Annotated in this window: 14 protein-coding genes; all 14 read left to right on the plus strand. The window is 50.5% G+C overall.

The features are described 5' to 3' along the window. The first annotated feature begins 7 nt into the window (after positions 1 to 7). The 14 genes from yabG (at position 8) to C557_RS0119375 (ending at position 15,307) form a co-directional block, all read left to right on the plus strand. Positions 8 to 910, plus strand: coding sequence for a sporulation peptidase YabG (gene yabG / locus C557_RS0119310; protein WP_018753518.1), 903 nt, complete (start codon positions 8 to 10; stop codon positions 908 to 910). A 212-nt stretch (positions 911 to 1,122) separates the two neighbouring features. Beyond that, positions 1,123 to 1,398 (plus strand): biofilm formation stimulator Veg, encoded by a 276-nt coding sequence (gene veg, locus C557_RS0119315; RefSeq protein WP_018753519.1) that lies wholly within the window; start codon positions 1,123 to 1,125, stop codon positions 1,396 to 1,398. A 174-nt stretch (positions 1,399 to 1,572) separates the two neighbouring features. Further along, on the plus strand, positions 1,573 to 1,749 hold the full coding sequence (locus C557_RS0119320; protein WP_018753520.1) for a small, acid-soluble spore protein, alpha/beta type: 177 nt from the start codon (positions 1,573 to 1,575) through the stop codon (positions 1,747 to 1,749). Between the two features lie 199 nt (positions 1,750 to 1,948). Next, positions 1,949 to 2,803, plus strand: coding sequence for a 4-(cytidine 5'-diphospho)-2-C-methyl-D-erythritol kinase (ispE, locus tag C557_RS0119325; protein WP_018753521.1), 855 nt, complete (start codon positions 1,949 to 1,951; stop codon positions 2,801 to 2,803). A gap of 125 nt (positions 2,804 to 2,928) precedes the next feature. After that, on the plus strand, positions 2,929 to 3,765 hold the full coding sequence (gene purR / locus C557_RS0119330) for a pur operon repressor (protein WP_026263578.1): 837 nt from the start codon (positions 2,929 to 2,931) through the stop codon (positions 3,763 to 3,765). 176 nt (positions 3,766 to 3,941) lie between these two features. Then, a complete protein-coding gene (gene spoVG / locus C557_RS0119335; RefSeq protein ID WP_009226349.1) occupies positions 3,942 to 4,226 on the plus strand; it encodes a septation regulator SpoVG in 285 nt (94 codons plus the stop codon). Between the two features lie 136 nt (positions 4,227 to 4,362). After that, complete coding sequence (glmU, locus tag C557_RS0119340) at positions 4,363 to 5,766, plus strand: bifunctional UDP-N-acetylglucosamine diphosphorylase/glucosamine-1-phosphate N-acetyltransferase GlmU (RefSeq protein WP_018753523.1); 1,404 nt, start codon at positions 4,363 to 4,365, stop codon at positions 5,764 to 5,766. A 98-nt stretch (positions 5,767 to 5,864) separates the two neighbouring features. Then, the gene (locus tag C557_RS0119345; protein WP_018753524.1) at positions 5,865 to 6,818 is read left to right on the plus strand and encodes a ribose-phosphate diphosphokinase; all 954 of its coding nucleotides are present in this window, start codon (positions 5,865 to 5,867) and stop codon (positions 6,816 to 6,818) included. 110 nt (positions 6,819 to 6,928) lie between these two features. Next, complete coding sequence (gene pth, locus C557_RS0119350; RefSeq protein ID WP_018753525.1) at positions 6,929 to 7,489, plus strand: aminoacyl-tRNA hydrolase; 561 nt, start codon at positions 6,929 to 6,931, stop codon at positions 7,487 to 7,489. A gap of 105 nt (positions 7,490 to 7,594) precedes the next feature. Continuing rightward, positions 7,595 to 7,825: an anti-sigma-F factor Fin gene (locus C557_RS0119355; protein WP_018753526.1), complete on the plus strand. Its 231-nt coding sequence runs from the start codon at positions 7,595 to 7,597 to the stop codon at positions 7,823 to 7,825. Positions 7,826 to 7,982: 157 nt separating this feature from the next. Then, a complete protein-coding gene (gene mfd / locus C557_RS0119360) occupies positions 7,983 to 11,507 on the plus strand; it encodes a transcription-repair coupling factor (protein WP_018753527.1) in 3,525 nt (1,174 codons plus the stop codon). Beyond that, positions 11,494 to 12,597 carry a peptidylprolyl isomerase gene (locus tag C557_RS0119365; protein WP_018753528.1) on the plus strand — a complete coding sequence of 368 codons (1,104 nt, stop codon included), beginning with the start codon at positions 11,494 to 11,496 and terminating at the stop codon, positions 12,595 to 12,597. The genes mfd and C557_RS0119365 overlap by 14 nt, the downstream gene beginning before the upstream one ends. A 311-nt stretch (positions 12,598 to 12,908) precedes the next feature. After that, on the plus strand, positions 12,909 to 13,451 hold the full coding sequence (gene spoVT / locus C557_RS0119370) for a stage V sporulation protein T (RefSeq protein ID WP_018753529.1): 543 nt from the start codon (positions 12,909 to 12,911) through the stop codon (positions 13,449 to 13,451). Between the two features lie 158 nt (positions 13,452 to 13,609). Next, on the plus strand, positions 13,610 to 15,307 hold the full coding sequence (locus C557_RS0119375; RefSeq protein WP_018753530.1) for a putative polysaccharide biosynthesis protein: 1,698 nt from the start codon (positions 13,610 to 13,612) through the stop codon (positions 15,305 to 15,307). Positions 15,308 to 15,377: the final 70 nt, after the last annotated feature.

Here is a 15,377-nt window from a genome sequence, read left to right on the forward strand (position 1 = left end):
AGAGGTGATGGATTTGACGAATTTGGGAGACTTGGTCGTCCGCAAATCTTATGGTGGAGACGTGACGTTCCGAATTGAACGAATTGAACGGAGCGAAGCTATCATCAAAGGAACGGAGTTCCGACTGCTGGCGGATGCGCCCTTGAACGATCTGGTCAAGGTTGACCCGGCTTCCCCAGGAGAGAAGACACAGCGGGTTCGTATCAAAGCGACAGAATCGCTCAAGCGGCTCACGCAAGACCGCGAGGAACTGACGGAAAGAAACCGTACGACCATTGGCCGGGCGTATTATACGCAAGGGGAGCCTGCTTATTTTGAGGTTCCTGGTAAAGTGCTGCATCTGGATGGGGATGAACGTTACCTGCAAAAGAGCTTGAGCTTATACGAGAAGCTGCGTGTGCCGGCTCAGGGGTATTATGTGACAGAGGCACAGATGGCCCAGGCGTTGTATAGGCTATTGCCCGTTGTTAAGCCTGATATTGTAGTGCTTACAGGGCATGACGGCGTGTTGAAGTCGCGTCCTACGGGTGATTTGTCCCAGCTGACCAGCTATAAAAATTCCCGGTATTTCGTTGAGGCGATCAGCCGTGCTCGCGAATATGAACGGAATTTCGATACGCTCACCATCGTGGCGGGAGCTTGCCAATCCCATTTCGAAGCGCTATTGCAAGCAGGGGCGAACTTCGCCAGCTCCCCGGGGCGTGTTTTGATTCATGCTTTGGACCCGGTCTATATCGCGGCAAAGGCCGCTTTAACCTCCATACGGGAGACGATTCAAATTACCGATGTGTTGAATCACACGATTAGCGGGGCTCAAGGCGTAGGCGGGATTGAAACAAGGGGCAGTTATCGAATCGGCCTGCCAAAGCTGAAGGATTTATCGACCCTGCATGTTGTTCCTTCAGTATAGAATGTTCATGATTTTGTCCATTCCGGAAGGACTCTTGGCAACAGCCTGAGGCCTTCCGGTTCTTTACTTTAGGCTTAATCGGTATCAAACTTGAATTGTCGAAAAAAAAACGTTGACATAGCTTTTTACCTGCTGATATAATTATTTGTTTTGAATTGACAAACCTGTGGCTTTTCTGTATAATGGACAAAGAAAGAAGGTGGTCACAGGCAATGGCTAAAAATGCGCTGTCGGAAATTAAGCATAGTCTCGACGCTCACGTAGGACAGAAAATTATGCTTCGGGCCAATGGAGGTCGTCGCAAGACCGTCGAACGTACCGGAGTCTTGGAAGAGACCTATCCTTCGGTCTTCATTGTGAGGCTGGACCAAGAGCAGCAAACCTTTAAGCGTGTGTCTTACAGTTATGCCGATATACTGACCGAATCTGTTGAGGTCATGATTTGCAATGACAACGATGAGATGCGGATTTCGTATATTAAACCGTGAACATCATGAAGAGTCAGCAAACGGCTTTCGCCTTTCGCGAAGGCCGTTTTTTTCTTGCCTTCGTGCCGTCCTATCTTGTTAGCACCTGAGTGGACAGCTTTCCCTTGTATGAAGGGGACGGTGGGACATATACTAACCTTGTTCCTTATCCAAGATCACAGGAGGAGGCTGACCATGTCGCGCAGAAGACGTAGCATTATGTCGGAGAACCTCAAGGTCGAACTTGCCAAGGACTTGGGATTTTATGATACTGTTCAGCAGGAAGGCTGGGGAGGCATTAAAGCGAAGGACGCCGGCAACATGGTGAAACGGGCGATCCAGCTTGCCGAGCAAGCTGCAAAGCGGCAGTAGCGTAAGCCAGAGCGAAGTTCCTCATACGAGGAGCTTCGTTTTTTGCGCCTTATGCGCCTTATGAAGTAAGATAGAATCAGGTATTTTTGTCTTTCGTACATAGACATAGAGCTAACATTTTTTTAGAATAGATAAACATAAAGGTAGATCGAGGGAAACCTGAGGAACTACACGGACTTGTTGAAGGTGGGGAAGCGCCATGAAAATTTACGAGAAGGCACCGGCTAAAATAAATCTGATGCTTGATGTTCTTCATAAGCGTCCGGATGGATACCACGAAGTTGAGATGATTATGACGATGGTGGATCTGTCTGATCGATTGGAAATGAGCGCTCTCCCCCGGGATACGATCATTATATCGAGCCAGGCGGGGTATATTCCGCTCGACGAGAAGAATCTGGCTTTCCAGGCGGCAAAGCTGATCAAGGAGCGCTATAATGTGCGTAGCGGTGTATATATTCATCTGGACAAAAAAATTCCGGTAGCTGCCGGCCTGGCGGGTGGCAGCAGCGATGCAGCCGCCACACTCAGAGGGCTGAATCGACTGTGGGAGCTGGGTATTGCCGAGGAGGAGCTTAAGAAGCTTGGGGCAGAGCTTGGCTCGGACGTCCCTTTCTGCGTCGCCGGAGGGACGGCTCTGGCGACGGGGCGGGGCGAGTTGCTTACGCCGCTGCCGAATCCACCCCAATGCTGGGTGGTGCTAGCTAAGCTGCCGATTAACGTGTCAACAGCCGAGGTGTACGGCCGTTTGCGCAGCGAGGGCATCACCGACCATCCATCTGCAAGGCGTATGCAGGCGGCGCTGGAGAGGCGCTCTTTCCAGGACATCTGTCAGGAGCTTGGCAATGTGTTGGAGCGGGTCACGCTGCAAATTCACCCGGATGTAGCCCATCTCAAGGAGACCATGCTGCGCCTGGGAGCCGATGGCGTCTTGATGTCGGGCAGTGGTCCGACTGTATTTGGCCTGGTATCCAAAGAATCCAAGGTATCCCGTATATACAATGGGCTGCGAGGGTTCTGTAAAGAGGTATACGCTGTGCGGCTGTTGACCTGAGTGCTTCTTTTCAAACCTGCCCAGGCCAATAAAATTGCTGAGTGAATGCTGACTAAGGCTTGGACAAATCCGTACAAAAATGTTATAGTTTCTTTAAAATATTCGGATTTAGCGAGGGGTACTTCGTGAAAAAATTAAAGAGAAGCGCTCGTTTAGTGGAGATGACCCACTACTTATTATCCCGCCCACATCACTTGATTCCATTAACAACCTTTGCCCAGCGCTATGGGGCTGCCAAATCCTCCATCAGTGAGGATCTTGGTATTATCAAGGAAGTATTTGAGGAAGAGGGCATGGGAGAGCTGTTAACGCTTGCTGGCGCTGCTGGTGGCGTAAAATATATTCCCCGGGTTGCTCGGGAACAGGCGTTGGCCTTTATTCAGCAAGTGTGCGACAAACTGGAACAGCCGGACCGGATCTTGCCGGGCGGTTATTTATACATGTCTGATTTGCTGGGCCAACCTGCCTTGATGAACGAAGCGGGCAAATTGTTCGCTACCGCCTTTGGTGACCTGGATATCGATTGCATCATGACGGTGGAGACGAAAGGGATTCCGCTGGCCTATGCAACGGGGGCAGAACTCAACTTACCGGTCGTTCTGGTGCGCAGAGACCATCAGGTGACCGAAGGCTCGGCCGTAAGCATCAATTATGTATCCGGCTCCCATAAGAGCTTGCACACGATGACCTTGTCGCGTAGAGCCTTAAAGGAGAATTCCCGGGTACTGATTGTCGATGATTTTATGAAGGCGGGGGGAACCATTCAGGGGATGGTCGATCTGCTGGCAGAGTTCAATGCCAAGGTGGCCGGTGTCGGCGTTTTGGTAGAGTCTGGCGAGATTGCTACGGAACAGCGTTTGTTGCATGATTATATCTCCTTGGCAACACTTCGGGCAGTGGACGCCAAAGGCAAAGAGATTTCGGTGGAGCCTGGCAACTATTTCTCAAAAATAGGACAATAAGAACTGTGTCGATTGTACCTCAAAATTGTGGAAATTCCGACGAAACCTGTCGAAAAGCCCATAAATTTTAAAAAAATCGTGAATTTAGCCTATTTTATTGATTCAAAAAAAAGGATTTCCGTTTGCTTTGTGGAATATTACACCAAGTCTCTGATGGAAAAAGGTGGTGAACACACATGCAAATTACGGATGTAAGGCTCCGCCGAGTCAGCTCTGAAGGCAGAATGAAAGCGATCGCATCCATTACCATCGACAACGAATTTGTTGTTCATGACATTCGCGTCATCGACGGCAATAATGGAATGTTTGTAGCTATGCCTAGCAAGCGCACACCGGACGGGGAGTTCCGGGACATCGCGCATCCGATTTCCTCAGGCACTCGCGAGAAGATTCAAGCTGCAGTTCTGGCTGAATATGAACGCGCTGCCGAGCAAGAGGAAGCCATTGAAGAAGGGGCGTAAGTCGTAGTCATTTTTTGATGCTCGATTGGGGTTCGAGGAAAAGGGAGTCATGCCTGTGCATGGCTCCCTTTTCTTTTTTCCCTAAATGAGATATATTCAGTAATGAGTTTAAGTGAGAGGTAAGGAGGCCAGGGCTTTGAAAAGGTTAGCGATTGTTCTTGCCGCAGGGCAAGGGAAGCGCATGAAGTCCAAGCTTTATAAGGTTCTTCATCCTGTATGTGGTAAGCCGATGGTTGGGCATGTGCTTGATGCGGTGAACCAGGCTGGATGCCAGCGCAGCATCGTGGTGGTTGGTCACGGCGCGGAGGCAGTGAAATCCTATTTGGGTTCATCGGCCGAATATGTGCTTCAGGAGCAGCAATTGGGCACCGGACATGCGGTAAAGCAGGCCGGATCATTGCTAGGTGGAGAACAAGGGACGACCGTTGTCATCTGTGGAGATACGCCCCTGGTAACTGCTGAAACGATTGAAGCGCTGATTAATCATCATACCCGCAAGAGTGCAGCGGCTACGGTATTGACTGCCCATATGGACCAACCCTTCGGTTATGGACGCGTCATTCGAGGGGAGAGCGGTACCGTCGTACGAATCGTGGAGCAGAAGGATTGCTCGTCTGAGGAAGCGGCCGTGCAGGAGATCAACACAGGCACTTATTGCTTTGATAATGCAAAATTATTTGCTGCACTGGAGAAGGTAACGAATCATAATTCCCAGCAGGAGTATTACTTGACCGACGTGATCGGCATCTTGGTTCAAGACAACGAAGTGGTCGAAGGGTACGCAGTGCCCGATGTTCGCGAATCAATTGGCGTTAATGACCGGATTGCGTTGTCCGAGGCTGAGCAGATGATGCGCGAACGCATTGTGCGGGAGCATATGCTTGGCGGGGTAACGGTAATCGATCCAAGCTCGACCTATATCGGCGCGGAAGTAAAGATTGGTTCTGACACCGTGTTATATCCAGGGACATTCTTGTCTGGCAAAACGGTGATCGGAGAAGATTGCATCATCGGACCCTCGGCTCAAATTGAGGATAGCATAATTCTTGACGGTGCGAAGGTGAAGCAGTCCGTTCTCAGTCAGGCGGAAGTTGGCCGGGAATCGACCGTGGGGCCGTTCGCTTATTTGCGTCCCGGGACCAAGCTTGGCTCCAAGGTCAAGGTGGGCGACTTTGTCGAAATCAAGAACGCTTCGCTGGACGATGGGTCAAAGGTATCGCATCTTAGCTATGTAGGGGATGCGAAGGTTGGGAAGAACGTCAACATCGGTTGCGGCGCGATTACAGTCAATTACGATGGTTATAATAAGTCTATTACGGAGATTGAAGACGATGCATTCGTGGGCAGCAATGTCAATCTGATTGCCCCCGTTAAGGTGGGGAAGGGCGCCTATGTCGTGGCTGGCTCAACAATTACCCAAGCAGTTCCCGAGAATGACTTGGCCATTGCCAGAGCAAGACAAGAGAACAAGCCGGGATACGCAGAGAAGATTCGTGCCCGCGCGAAAGCCAAGAAACAAAGACAGCAAGGGTCGGAGTAAATTTTTTAGCAGTGACCATTTCAATGACGGGGTAGCTTGAAGGCGGGTTAATTGAGGCTCCCTTTCGCTATCTACACAGCACGGAGGGTTTTGAATTTATGACTTATTGCGATTCTAAATTAAAGATATTCACCTGTAACTCCAATACCAAACTGGCCCATCAAATCGCCGACTACATTGGTATTCCCATGGGAGATTCGGATACGACGAGCTTTAGCGATGGCGAAATTCAAGTCAAACTATCGGAAAGTGTTCGGGGTTGCCATGTCTATGTGGTTCAGTCCACCTGCGCGCCCGTGAACGATAATTTGATGGAGCTGCTCGTCATGGTGGATGCTTTGAAGAGAGCTTCGGCCAAAAGTATAAATGTGGTTATCCCGTATTATGGCTATGCCCGTCAGGACCGGAAGGCTCGTTCGCGCGATCCGATCACGGCCAAACTGGTTGCCAATCTTATCGAGAAGGCCGGTGCTCACCGGGTAATTACGATGGATTTGCACGCGATGCAAATTCAAGGCTTCTTCGATATTCCGGTGGATCATATGCTGGGCGTACCTATTTTGGCTCAGTATTTCCGTTCCAAGCATATTGTTAATCCGGTAGTTGTATCTCCTGACCATGGCGGGGTTGTCCGTGCACGTAAACTGGCTGATTTCCTCAATGCCCCTCTGGCGATTATTGATAAGCGTCGTCCGGAGCCAAATGTCAGTGAAGTCATGAACATTATCGGTAATATCGAAGGAAAGACAGCAATTCTGGTCGATGATATCATCGATACCGCTGGTACGATCGTCCTTGGTGCTAATGCCCTAAAGGAAGGCGGCGTGGAGGAGGTCTATGCCTGCTGTACGCATGCGGTGCTGTCCGGGCCGGCCATGGACCGGCTGGAGAACTCTCCGTTGAAAGAAGTCATTGTTACAGATACGATTCCGATTACACATCCGAATCCGACCAGCAAGCTGAAGGTGTTGTCCGTGGCCCCATTGATGGGCGAAGCAATTATTCGCGTTCATGAGGAATTGTCTATCAGCAAGCTGTTTGAGATCGAATAGCAGATTTCGGCGATGCTCTTGGACTTGTATAGGGGTTGCATTCCTTTCCCCGGGATGCAACCCCTATCGGTGTATGACGGTAAGCAGATCATGGTGGAGGTAATTGTAGGATGAAATGGATCGTCGGACTGGGTAACCCCGGAGCCCAATATGCAAAGACGAGGCATAATATCGGATTTATGGCTGTGGACGAACTGGCACGCCGCCACGGAATTGAGATCAAGCAGAGCAAATGCAAAGCATTGATTGGCGAGGGTACATTGCCCGGCGGGAAGGTGGTGCTGATTAAGCCGATGACCTATATGAATCTGTCCGGTGAAGCGGTTAGGGCTTATATGGATTATTATAAGGCCTCCTTGGAAGACATGATCGTCGTGTATGACGATCTAGATACGGAAATCGGCCGTAACCGGCTTCGCTATCAAGGTAGTGCGGGCGGGCATAATGGAATTAAATCCATTATTCAGCATACGGGTACACAGACCTTCAATCGAATCCGTATGGGAATATCACGTCCCGAACCAGGGTATGCCGTGGTGGATTATGTTCTGTCTGGCTTTGCCAAGAAAGACAAGCCCTTGCTGGAACAGTCGATAACGGCTGCGTGTGATGCGCTTGAATTCAGTCTGGATCATACCTTTGAACAGACCATGGCCAAGTTTAACGGATAATAGTGCTTCGTGATCAAAACTGCCTTTTTTAAACTGCCTCAATAAGGCTTAAAACGCTTGACACGGGGCATACTGGAGACATAACCTTTCTCCAGGAGGCATAGGATGGCTATAAATTATGTTTGCCGGCATTGTCGTACCCTGATAGGTAGAATAGAGGCTGCCGGGGTCACAGAAGCCCAATTAGGCTTTCATTCCTTGACCCCCGATGAGCGTAGAGATATAATAGCGTATGATTCTAATGGTGAAATGACGGTTCGTGTTACTTGCGATTATTGCAGGGAAGCCATTGACCATAACCCGGAGTTGCTGCTGCTTTCAAATCTGCTGCAATGACTAGAGCGTATCAGGCAGCGCGTTCTACCCCAAAGCAGTCTACCGGGTTTCAGGGGAAATTACGGTTGTAGAGCCTTGGCACGTTTGCTGAGGCTCCTTTTTGGTTCGAGTACGGAAACGATATAGATTTAATAAGCAGTAAGAGAGGTGCCTCATTTTGTTACAAGCACTTATTCAGGCTTTTTTCCGCGATGCTGACTTTGCTACCACAGTCGCGGGTATTCATTCGGGCATGAAGGAGCAGTTAATTTCCGGCTTGTCGGGGTCATCCAGACAGGTCATGCTGGCGGCTTTGCAGCAGGAAACGGGTCGTCCCCTGCTTGTCGTGACCCACAATATGTTTGCTGCTCAGAAAATATTTGAAGATTTACAGGAAGCGCTAACACCGGATGATGTGCTTCTGTATCCAGCTAACGAGCTGGTGGCTGCGGAGTCAGCCGTGTCCAGTCCGGAAACGCTGGCGCAGCGGATTGAGGTACTGCTCCAATGCTCTCGAGGTTTTCGGGGCATTGTAGTGGTGCCTTATTCCGGCATTCGGCGGTATATTCCAACCCCGCAAGCCATGGCTGAAGCAGGCATACACATCTCCTTGGGTGGAATGGTGGAGCTAGAGACTTTTCTGACAAATATGGTTGAGCTTGGCTATGAGCGTGTTGAACGTGTAGAGTCTCGCGGCGAAATGAGTCTGCGTGGCGGTATTATTGATATCTACCCGCTGACTTCCTCCATGGCCTATCGAATTGAATTGTTTGATGACGAGGTGGATTCCATCCGTACCTTTGATCCGGCAGACCAACGATCGGTGGACCAGGTAAAGGAAGTTTTCATCCCCCCATGCAAGGAATTGATCGCCTCGGCGGAACGCTTGGAACAAGCGGCGCAAGCGGTGGCCGAAAAGCTGGAAATTCAATTGGATAAAATGACCGACCGTCAAGCGAAGAATCGCTTGCGTGAAGAGCTGTTCAAGGAAATGGAAATGCTACGGGAGCATGTTCATTTTCCTGAAATGTACAAATATATCTCATTGATTTTTCCTGAGAGAAGTCTTCTATATGACTATATGCCTGAGGATACCCTGCTCATTCTGGATGAGCCAGCTCGACTGCTGGAGACGGCCAAGCAGCTTGAACGTGATGAGGCGGAATGGAATCTGCATTTGTTCCAGAACGGAAAGAGCTTGCCGGACTTGCCGTTGGGTGTGGATGGAGACCATGCCTTGTACCATCGACCGTTCCAAACCCTGTTCTTGTCCTTGTTCCTGCGACAAGTGCCACATTCTCAGCCGCAAAACATTATTAATTTTGTCAGCCGGGGGATGCAGGACTTTCACGGTCAAATGAATGTGCTTAAGGCCGAGATGGAGCGTTGGAAAAAAAGCGGCGCAAACGTCATGATGCTGGCTAGCGGTGAGGAACGCATGGAGCGCATGCGGCGGGTGCTGCAGGACTATGGAATCGAAGAGCCTACCCTACTCCAGGGTAACTTGCAATCGGGCTTTGAGCTTCCTTCCGTGCATCTGGTTGTCATCACTGAGGGTGAGATGTTCTCCCAAAAGCAGCGCAAGGCGCGCAGAGTCTCCAAGAGTATGGATAATGCCGAGCGAATCAAAAGCTACACCGAGCTTAAAGTGGGCGATTACGTGGTCCATCAAAATCACGGTATCGGAAAATATTTAGGGATCGGTACGCTGGAAGTTGCCGGTATTCATAAAGACTACATGCATATTTTATATGCCGGGGGCGACAAGCTTTCCGTGCCGATCGAACAGATCGACATGATTCAGAAGTATGTGGGCTCGGAAGAGAAGGAGCCGAAGGTATACAAGCTGGGCGGTAACGAATGGACCCGGGTGAAGAACAAGGTTCGTTCCTCGGTACAGGATATTGCCGATGATCTGATTAAGCTGTATGCCGAACGTCAGGCGGCGCCGGGCTACGGCTTCGAGAAGGATTCACCGGAGCAGCATGAATTTGAAGCAATGTTCCCATACGATGAGACTCCTGATCAGCTTCGGGCCATCGAGGAGATCAAGAAGGATATGGAGAAGAGCCGTCCGATGGACCGGCTACTCTGCGGCGACGTCGGTTATGGCAAGACCGAGGTGGCCATTCGGGCTGCCTTCAAGTCAGCCATCGAGGGCAAGCAGGTGGCGGTACTGGTACCCACGACGATTCTGGCTCAGCAACATTATGAGACGTTCCGTGAACGCTTTGCCGGTTATCCGATTAATATCCAGACCCTAAGCCGCTTCCGCAGCCGCAAGGAGCAAAATGAGACGATTAAAGGCGTGCGTCAAGGTACAGTGGATATTGTAATCGGAACCCACCGGATTTTGTCACAGGACCTGGTATTTAAGGATCTGGGACTGCTGATTGTTGACGAGGAGCAACGCTTTGGCGTAACTCATAAGGAGAAGCTCAAGAAACTGAAGACCAATGTCGATGTGTTGACGTTGACGGCAACGCCTATTCCGCGGACGCTGCATATGTCGATGCTGGGTGTGCGCGACTTGTCCGTTATCGAGACGCCGCCGGAGAACCGCTTCCCCGTACAGACCTATGTGGTGGAGCATAGCCAGGCACTGGTGCGGGAAGCCATTGAACGCGAGATGGCAAGGGGCGGCCAAATTTATTATTTGTACAACCGTGTGCAAGGAATTCAGGAGATGGCTGCGCAAATATCTATGCTCGTGCCCGAGGCTCGGGTAGGGATAGGCCATGGTCAGATGTCGGAGCAGGAGCTTGAGAAGACCATCCTTGATTTCCTGGACGGGGAATACGATGTGTTGGTCAGCACGAGCATCATCGAGACCGGGGTGGACATTCCCAACGTGAACACGTTGATTGTCCATGATGCCGATAAAATGGGCTTGTCCCAGTTGTATCAATTACGGGGCCGGGTTGGACGGTCCAACCGAATCGCCTATGCGTATTTTACGTATCAACGGGATAAATCTTTGACAGAGGTCGCCGAGAAGCGGCTGCAATCGATCAAAGAGTTCACTGAACTTGGCTCGGGTTTCAAAATCGCCATGCGTGACCTCGCCATTCGTGGTGCGGGTAATTTGCTTGGCGCCGAGCAGCATGGATTTATCGCATCAGTGGGCTTCGATTTGTATTCACAAATGCTGGCTGAGGAAATTCAGAAACGCAAAGTGACGATGCTGGGCGAGACCGATGTGACCGATAAGAGCTGGAACACGTCCATTGATCTCGGAATTGATGCTTATTTACCGTCTGATTACATTTATGATAGTATTCAGAAGATTGAGATTTATAAGAAAACAGCTTCCGTTACATCCTTCGAGGACGTGGCCGAGCTTGAAGACGAGCTGTTGGACCGGTTCGGAGACCTTCCTGATGCGGTACGCAACCTCCTGTCTGTGGCTCGGGTCAAGCTGTATGGCAAGCAATTCGGTATTGAGTCCATCGCGCTACGTGCTGATGAGGTTGTTCTCAAGTTCCACGATGGGCGAGAGAAAGTTGTCATTCCGGGCAAACTTGCGGAAATTGGAAATCTGTTCGGAAGACGTGTACAATTTAGTCAAGGGTCCGTGATGCTCATCCGCATTAAAGTCAAAGGGATGAACGACCAAGAGTTGATGAGTTTACTGGAACAATTTCTGGATGCTCTAAAAGATGCGTTCAAAGCGAAAGGGGAACTACAAGATGTTTCAAAGTAAAAAGCGTTCTTGGAAAACGCTAATGATTGCCCTCGTGGCGGTACTAGCCTTCTCTGTGATGGCGGGATGCGGGAAAAAAGAAGCTGGCACAGAAGGCAAGGATACCAGCAAAGTGATTGCTACCTATGAGGGCGGCGAGATTACCGAGAATGAGTTTGACCTCGAGCAACGCATGGTCCTGGCTCTTCAACCGCAAATGGAGCAGTTGATTCAGATGGAGGATTTCCGGGAATTCCTGATCAAGCAGGAAATTGCTTACGAATATCTGGAAGGCAAGGCTGATAAGAAGACGAAGAATGCAGGCAAGAAAAAAGCTGAAGATCAGCTTAAAGAAATGAAGGCTGCTTATGGTGAGGACAGCTTTAAGCAAATGCTTGATTCCCAGAAGCTGACCGAAGCTCAGTTCGCCAGTTATATGACTCGAATCTTTACGGTCATGGAAGGCGAGCAGCAGGAAATAACTGAAGATGATGTGAAGAAGGAATTTGATGCTACGAAGGATAATTACACTACGGCATCAGTGCGTCATATATTGATTGGGTTAACCGATAAGGAAGGCAAAGAGCGTTCTAAGGAAGCTGCTTTGAAGCTGGCTAATGAAGTAAAGGCAAAGCTGGATAAAGGTGAAGACTTTGCTAAGCTGGTTAAAGAGTATTCCAGTGACGGGCAACAGAATATCGATAATGGCGGATTGTATGCTGACGCTCTAGTGAATCAATGGGTTCCTGAATTTAAGGAAGCTGCTTTGACACAACCGTTGAATGAAATTGGCGAACCTGTCGAAACCCAATTTGGATATCACATTGTCCGTGTTGAAGCACGTACGGAGAAGACATACGATGCTTTGAGCGAACAAGAGAAGGAAATGATTAAGACGAACCTGGCCTCGAATAAATTGGATGAGTTCATGGCGGGGGACCTGGAGAAGAACATTATTAAGACGGTTGAACTGCCTCCAGTGAAGACTGATGAAGGTACGGATGCGGGAACTAATGCCGGTAACAAGGGATCTGGAAGTACAGGTACTGATACCGATGGTGCTACCGACGGCGTTGATGGCGAAGGCAACAGCAGTAATGCGGGTAAATAAACATTAATCTCGGATCATGAGCAAGGAATTGAAACAGCGCAAACATGTTTTGTGCTGTTTTCTTTTCCCCTAAACACAAATCCTTATGCACAGTCAATAATAAAAAATCATGGTGCATTATGATGAATAAGGTGTTCCCCGCGGATGAATACTATGGTCAGAATCACAGAGGCATCTCTCCCTATTCGCGAACCTCGGTCAGCGCTTTGGCTAAAGTGTAAGACGCATAAAGCTGCGTTCATCCGATTTGCATAGAGAACGTCTATAAAGCCGTAGTTCAAAACTTCTGAAGAAAGTGGGGCAACAAGTAAATGAAAGCTACTGGTATTGTACGCCGTATCGATGATTTGGGCCGTGTCGTTATCCCTAAGGAAATTCGCCGGACCTTGCGTATTCGTGAAGGAGACCCGTTAGAAATTTTTGTAGACCGGGATGGAGAAGTGATTCTGAAGAAATACTCACCGATTGGTGAATTGGGCGATTTTGCTAAAGAGTATGCAGAATCTCTGTATGAGAGTACAGGACATATCACGCTGATCTCCGACCGTGATGCAATCATTGCGGTAGCGGGAGCTTCCAAGAAAGAGTATATGGACAAGCAAATCAGCTTGCTCCTTGAGAGTAGTATGGAAAGCCGGAAAATCATTGTGGACACCGATTCGGGATCTTATGAAATTACCAAGGACAAACCTGAGAATATTTCTTCCTTTGTCATCGCTCCCATTATCGCTGGTGGCGACCCAATTGGCACGGTGATACTGCTCAACAAAGACGACTCAGTGAAGATGTCTGATCTGGAGTCTAAAATGGCTGAGACAGCAGCAGGTTTTCTGGCTAAACAAATGGAGCAGTAGGACGATTGGGATTTAAGCAGGGCATCTATAAACTTACACATCCGGGTACTAAGGCGTTAGTCTGCCACAGGGACGGAGGTGTAAGTTTTTTGCGTTTCATCTTATAATGAAACCTGCGAGTGAAGCAAGATCATCTTAATGGGTAAAGTAGGTAACTTATGATGAAGACGAAGGACAACCTGTCCTCCAAGCTGTTGAAAGGGGCGGCTGTACTTAGCGCGGCGGCTCTGCTGACCAAATTGCTCGGGATGCTGCAGAAAATTCCGCTGCAAAATATTGGGGGAGACGGTGTTTTTGGTATTTATAATACGGTTTATCCTTTTTATTTGCTATTTTTAACTTTAACAACTACAGGCTTCCAGGCGGCAGTTGCCAAATTTGTGGCAGAGCGACAAGCTAGTGGCCGGGAAAACGAACAACGCGATGTGCTGGGGACAGCTATGATTGGTATGTCATTGCTTGGAGGCGCCTGCGCGGCTCTGCTGTATTTTGGAGCGCCAGGGTTGTCTCGGCTTATCGGCAGCAGCTTGCTTACTCCAGCTTTGCAGGGGGCCGCTCCAGCGCTGTTATTTGCGCCGTTGACGGCTGTGTTGCGCGGCTATTTTCAGGGCTTACAGAATATGATACCGACCGCTCTGTCTCAAGTAACGGAGCAAGCTGCCCGCGTGGCGGTTATGATCCTGTTATTGCTTTACTTGAGTGGGCTTCATAGGCCGGAGCATGTACTTGCCGGAGGGGCCCTGGCAGGCTCGGCCGCTGGAGCCGCGGTAGGCCTGATGGCGATCCTGATTTATTGGCGAAACCATGGGTGGCGTTCAGCAGGGGCGATATTTGACGAAAGACTCTCTGTACCTCGCGGTAAGGATCCTGTAGCGAAGTCAGGTGTGAAGCTTGAAGATGGATCAGGGCAGTCTTTTGCCGCGTCTTCTATGGACAGAATATCCCTCTTAAGGGCGTTATGGAGGTATGCCTTGCCTATTAGCCTTGCCGCGCTTGCTGTACCGCTGATAAGCCTGGTAGATACGTTTACTTTGCCGCGGCTCTTGCCTGGGCATGGCGGGGAGTTGCAGGTCATGGCTCAGGTAGGGGTCTATAATCGGGGCATTCCGCTGGTACAGTTGGTAACGATGCTGGCCAGTTCTCTGTCGGTGTTATTTATTCCGGCAATGGCCGAATTGCAAATCAAAGGGCATACCTCCGCTATTCGTAAGCAGGTGCAATTGGCCCTTCGCTGGTTCTGGCTGATTGGGCTTGCGGCTTCGCTGGGCTTATCCATGCTGGCGGAGCCCATCAATGTGATGTTGTACGAGGATGCGGCAGGCACCGGCACGTTAGCCTGGATCGCCTGGACGGCGGCACCGGGCGCTATGGTTGCCGTGACAAGCGCTTTGCTGCAGGGGCTAGGGCATGTACGAGCCCCTGCTTGGCACTTGCTCGCTGCGGCGATCCTGAAGACCACGTTGAACGTGCTGCTCGTGCCGCAGCTTGGCATTACCGGGGCGGCGTTGGCCGGTATCGCCGCCTATGGTGTAGCAGCTGCGCTGAACCTGGCGCTGCTGCTACGCTGCACCGGGCAGCGACCGCGCCTGCGGGACGCGCTGCTGCGCCCTTTGGCGGCCGCTTTGGCGATGGCCGCCGCCCTCGGGCTGCTGCGCCTCGCCGCCGCCGAGCTGCCCCCAGGCCGCAGCCTGGCGGCGGCTGAGAGCCTGCTCGGCGTGCTGCTGGGCGCAGCCGTATTTGTTGCAGCCGTGCTGCGCACACGGCTGCTCACAGCGGCAGAGCTGGGCGCCCTGCCGCGGGTGGGGCCGAAGCTGCTGTCGCTGCTTCGGAAGCTGCGCTTGCTGCCGCCATCCTGATGCGGCTAAGCAAGCGCTATTACCTTCGCCGATTTCATATTCGGCTCCGGCAATGGTATAGTAAGGACAT

This window comes from Paenibacillus sanguinis 2301083 = DSM 16941, assembly GCF_000374825.1.
In the GTDB taxonomy this organism is placed as follows: domain Bacteria; phylum Bacillota; class Bacilli; order Paenibacillales; family Paenibacillaceae; genus Fontibacillus; species Fontibacillus sanguinis.

What these genes read in the sequence shown, in the direction of transcription:
- C557_RS0119320 (WP_018753520.1), top strand. Translation starts at nt 1,573, where the DNA reads ATGTCGCGCAGAAGACGTAGCATTATGTCGGAGAACCTCAAGGTCGAA.
- C557_RS0119345 (WP_018753524.1), top strand. Translation starts at nt 5,865, where the DNA reads ATGACTTATTGCGATTCTAAATTAAAGATATTCACCTGTAACTCCAAT.
- pth (WP_018753525.1), top strand. Translation starts at nt 6,929, where the DNA reads ATGAAATGGATCGTCGGACTGGGTAACCCCGGAGCCCAATATGCAAAG.
- spoVT (WP_018753529.1), top strand. Translation starts at nt 12,909, where the DNA reads ATGAAAGCTACTGGTATTGTACGCCGTATCGATGATTTGGGCCGTGTC.
- C557_RS0119375 (WP_018753530.1), top strand. Translation starts at nt 13,610, where the DNA reads ATGATGAAGACGAAGGACAACCTGTCCTCCAAGCTGTTGAAAGGGGCG.
- C557_RS0119365 (WP_018753528.1), top strand. Translation starts at nt 11,494, where the DNA reads ATGTTTCAAAGTAAAAAGCGTTCTTGGAAAACGCTAATGATTGCCCTC.
- spoVG (WP_009226349.1), top strand. Translation starts at nt 3,942, where the DNA reads ATGCAAATTACGGATGTAAGGCTCCGCCGAGTCAGCTCTGAAGGCAGA.
- C557_RS0119355 (WP_018753526.1), top strand. Translation starts at nt 7,595, where the DNA reads ATGGCTATAAATTATGTTTGCCGGCATTGTCGTACCCTGATAGGTAGA.
- veg (WP_018753519.1), top strand. Translation starts at nt 1,123, where the DNA reads ATGGCTAAAAATGCGCTGTCGGAAATTAAGCATAGTCTCGACGCTCAC.
- yabG (WP_018753518.1), top strand. Translation starts at nt 8, where the DNA reads ATGGATTTGACGAATTTGGGAGACTTGGTCGTCCGCAAATCTTATGGT.
- ispE (WP_018753521.1), top strand. Translation starts at nt 1,949, where the DNA reads ATGAAAATTTACGAGAAGGCACCGGCTAAAATAAATCTGATGCTTGAT.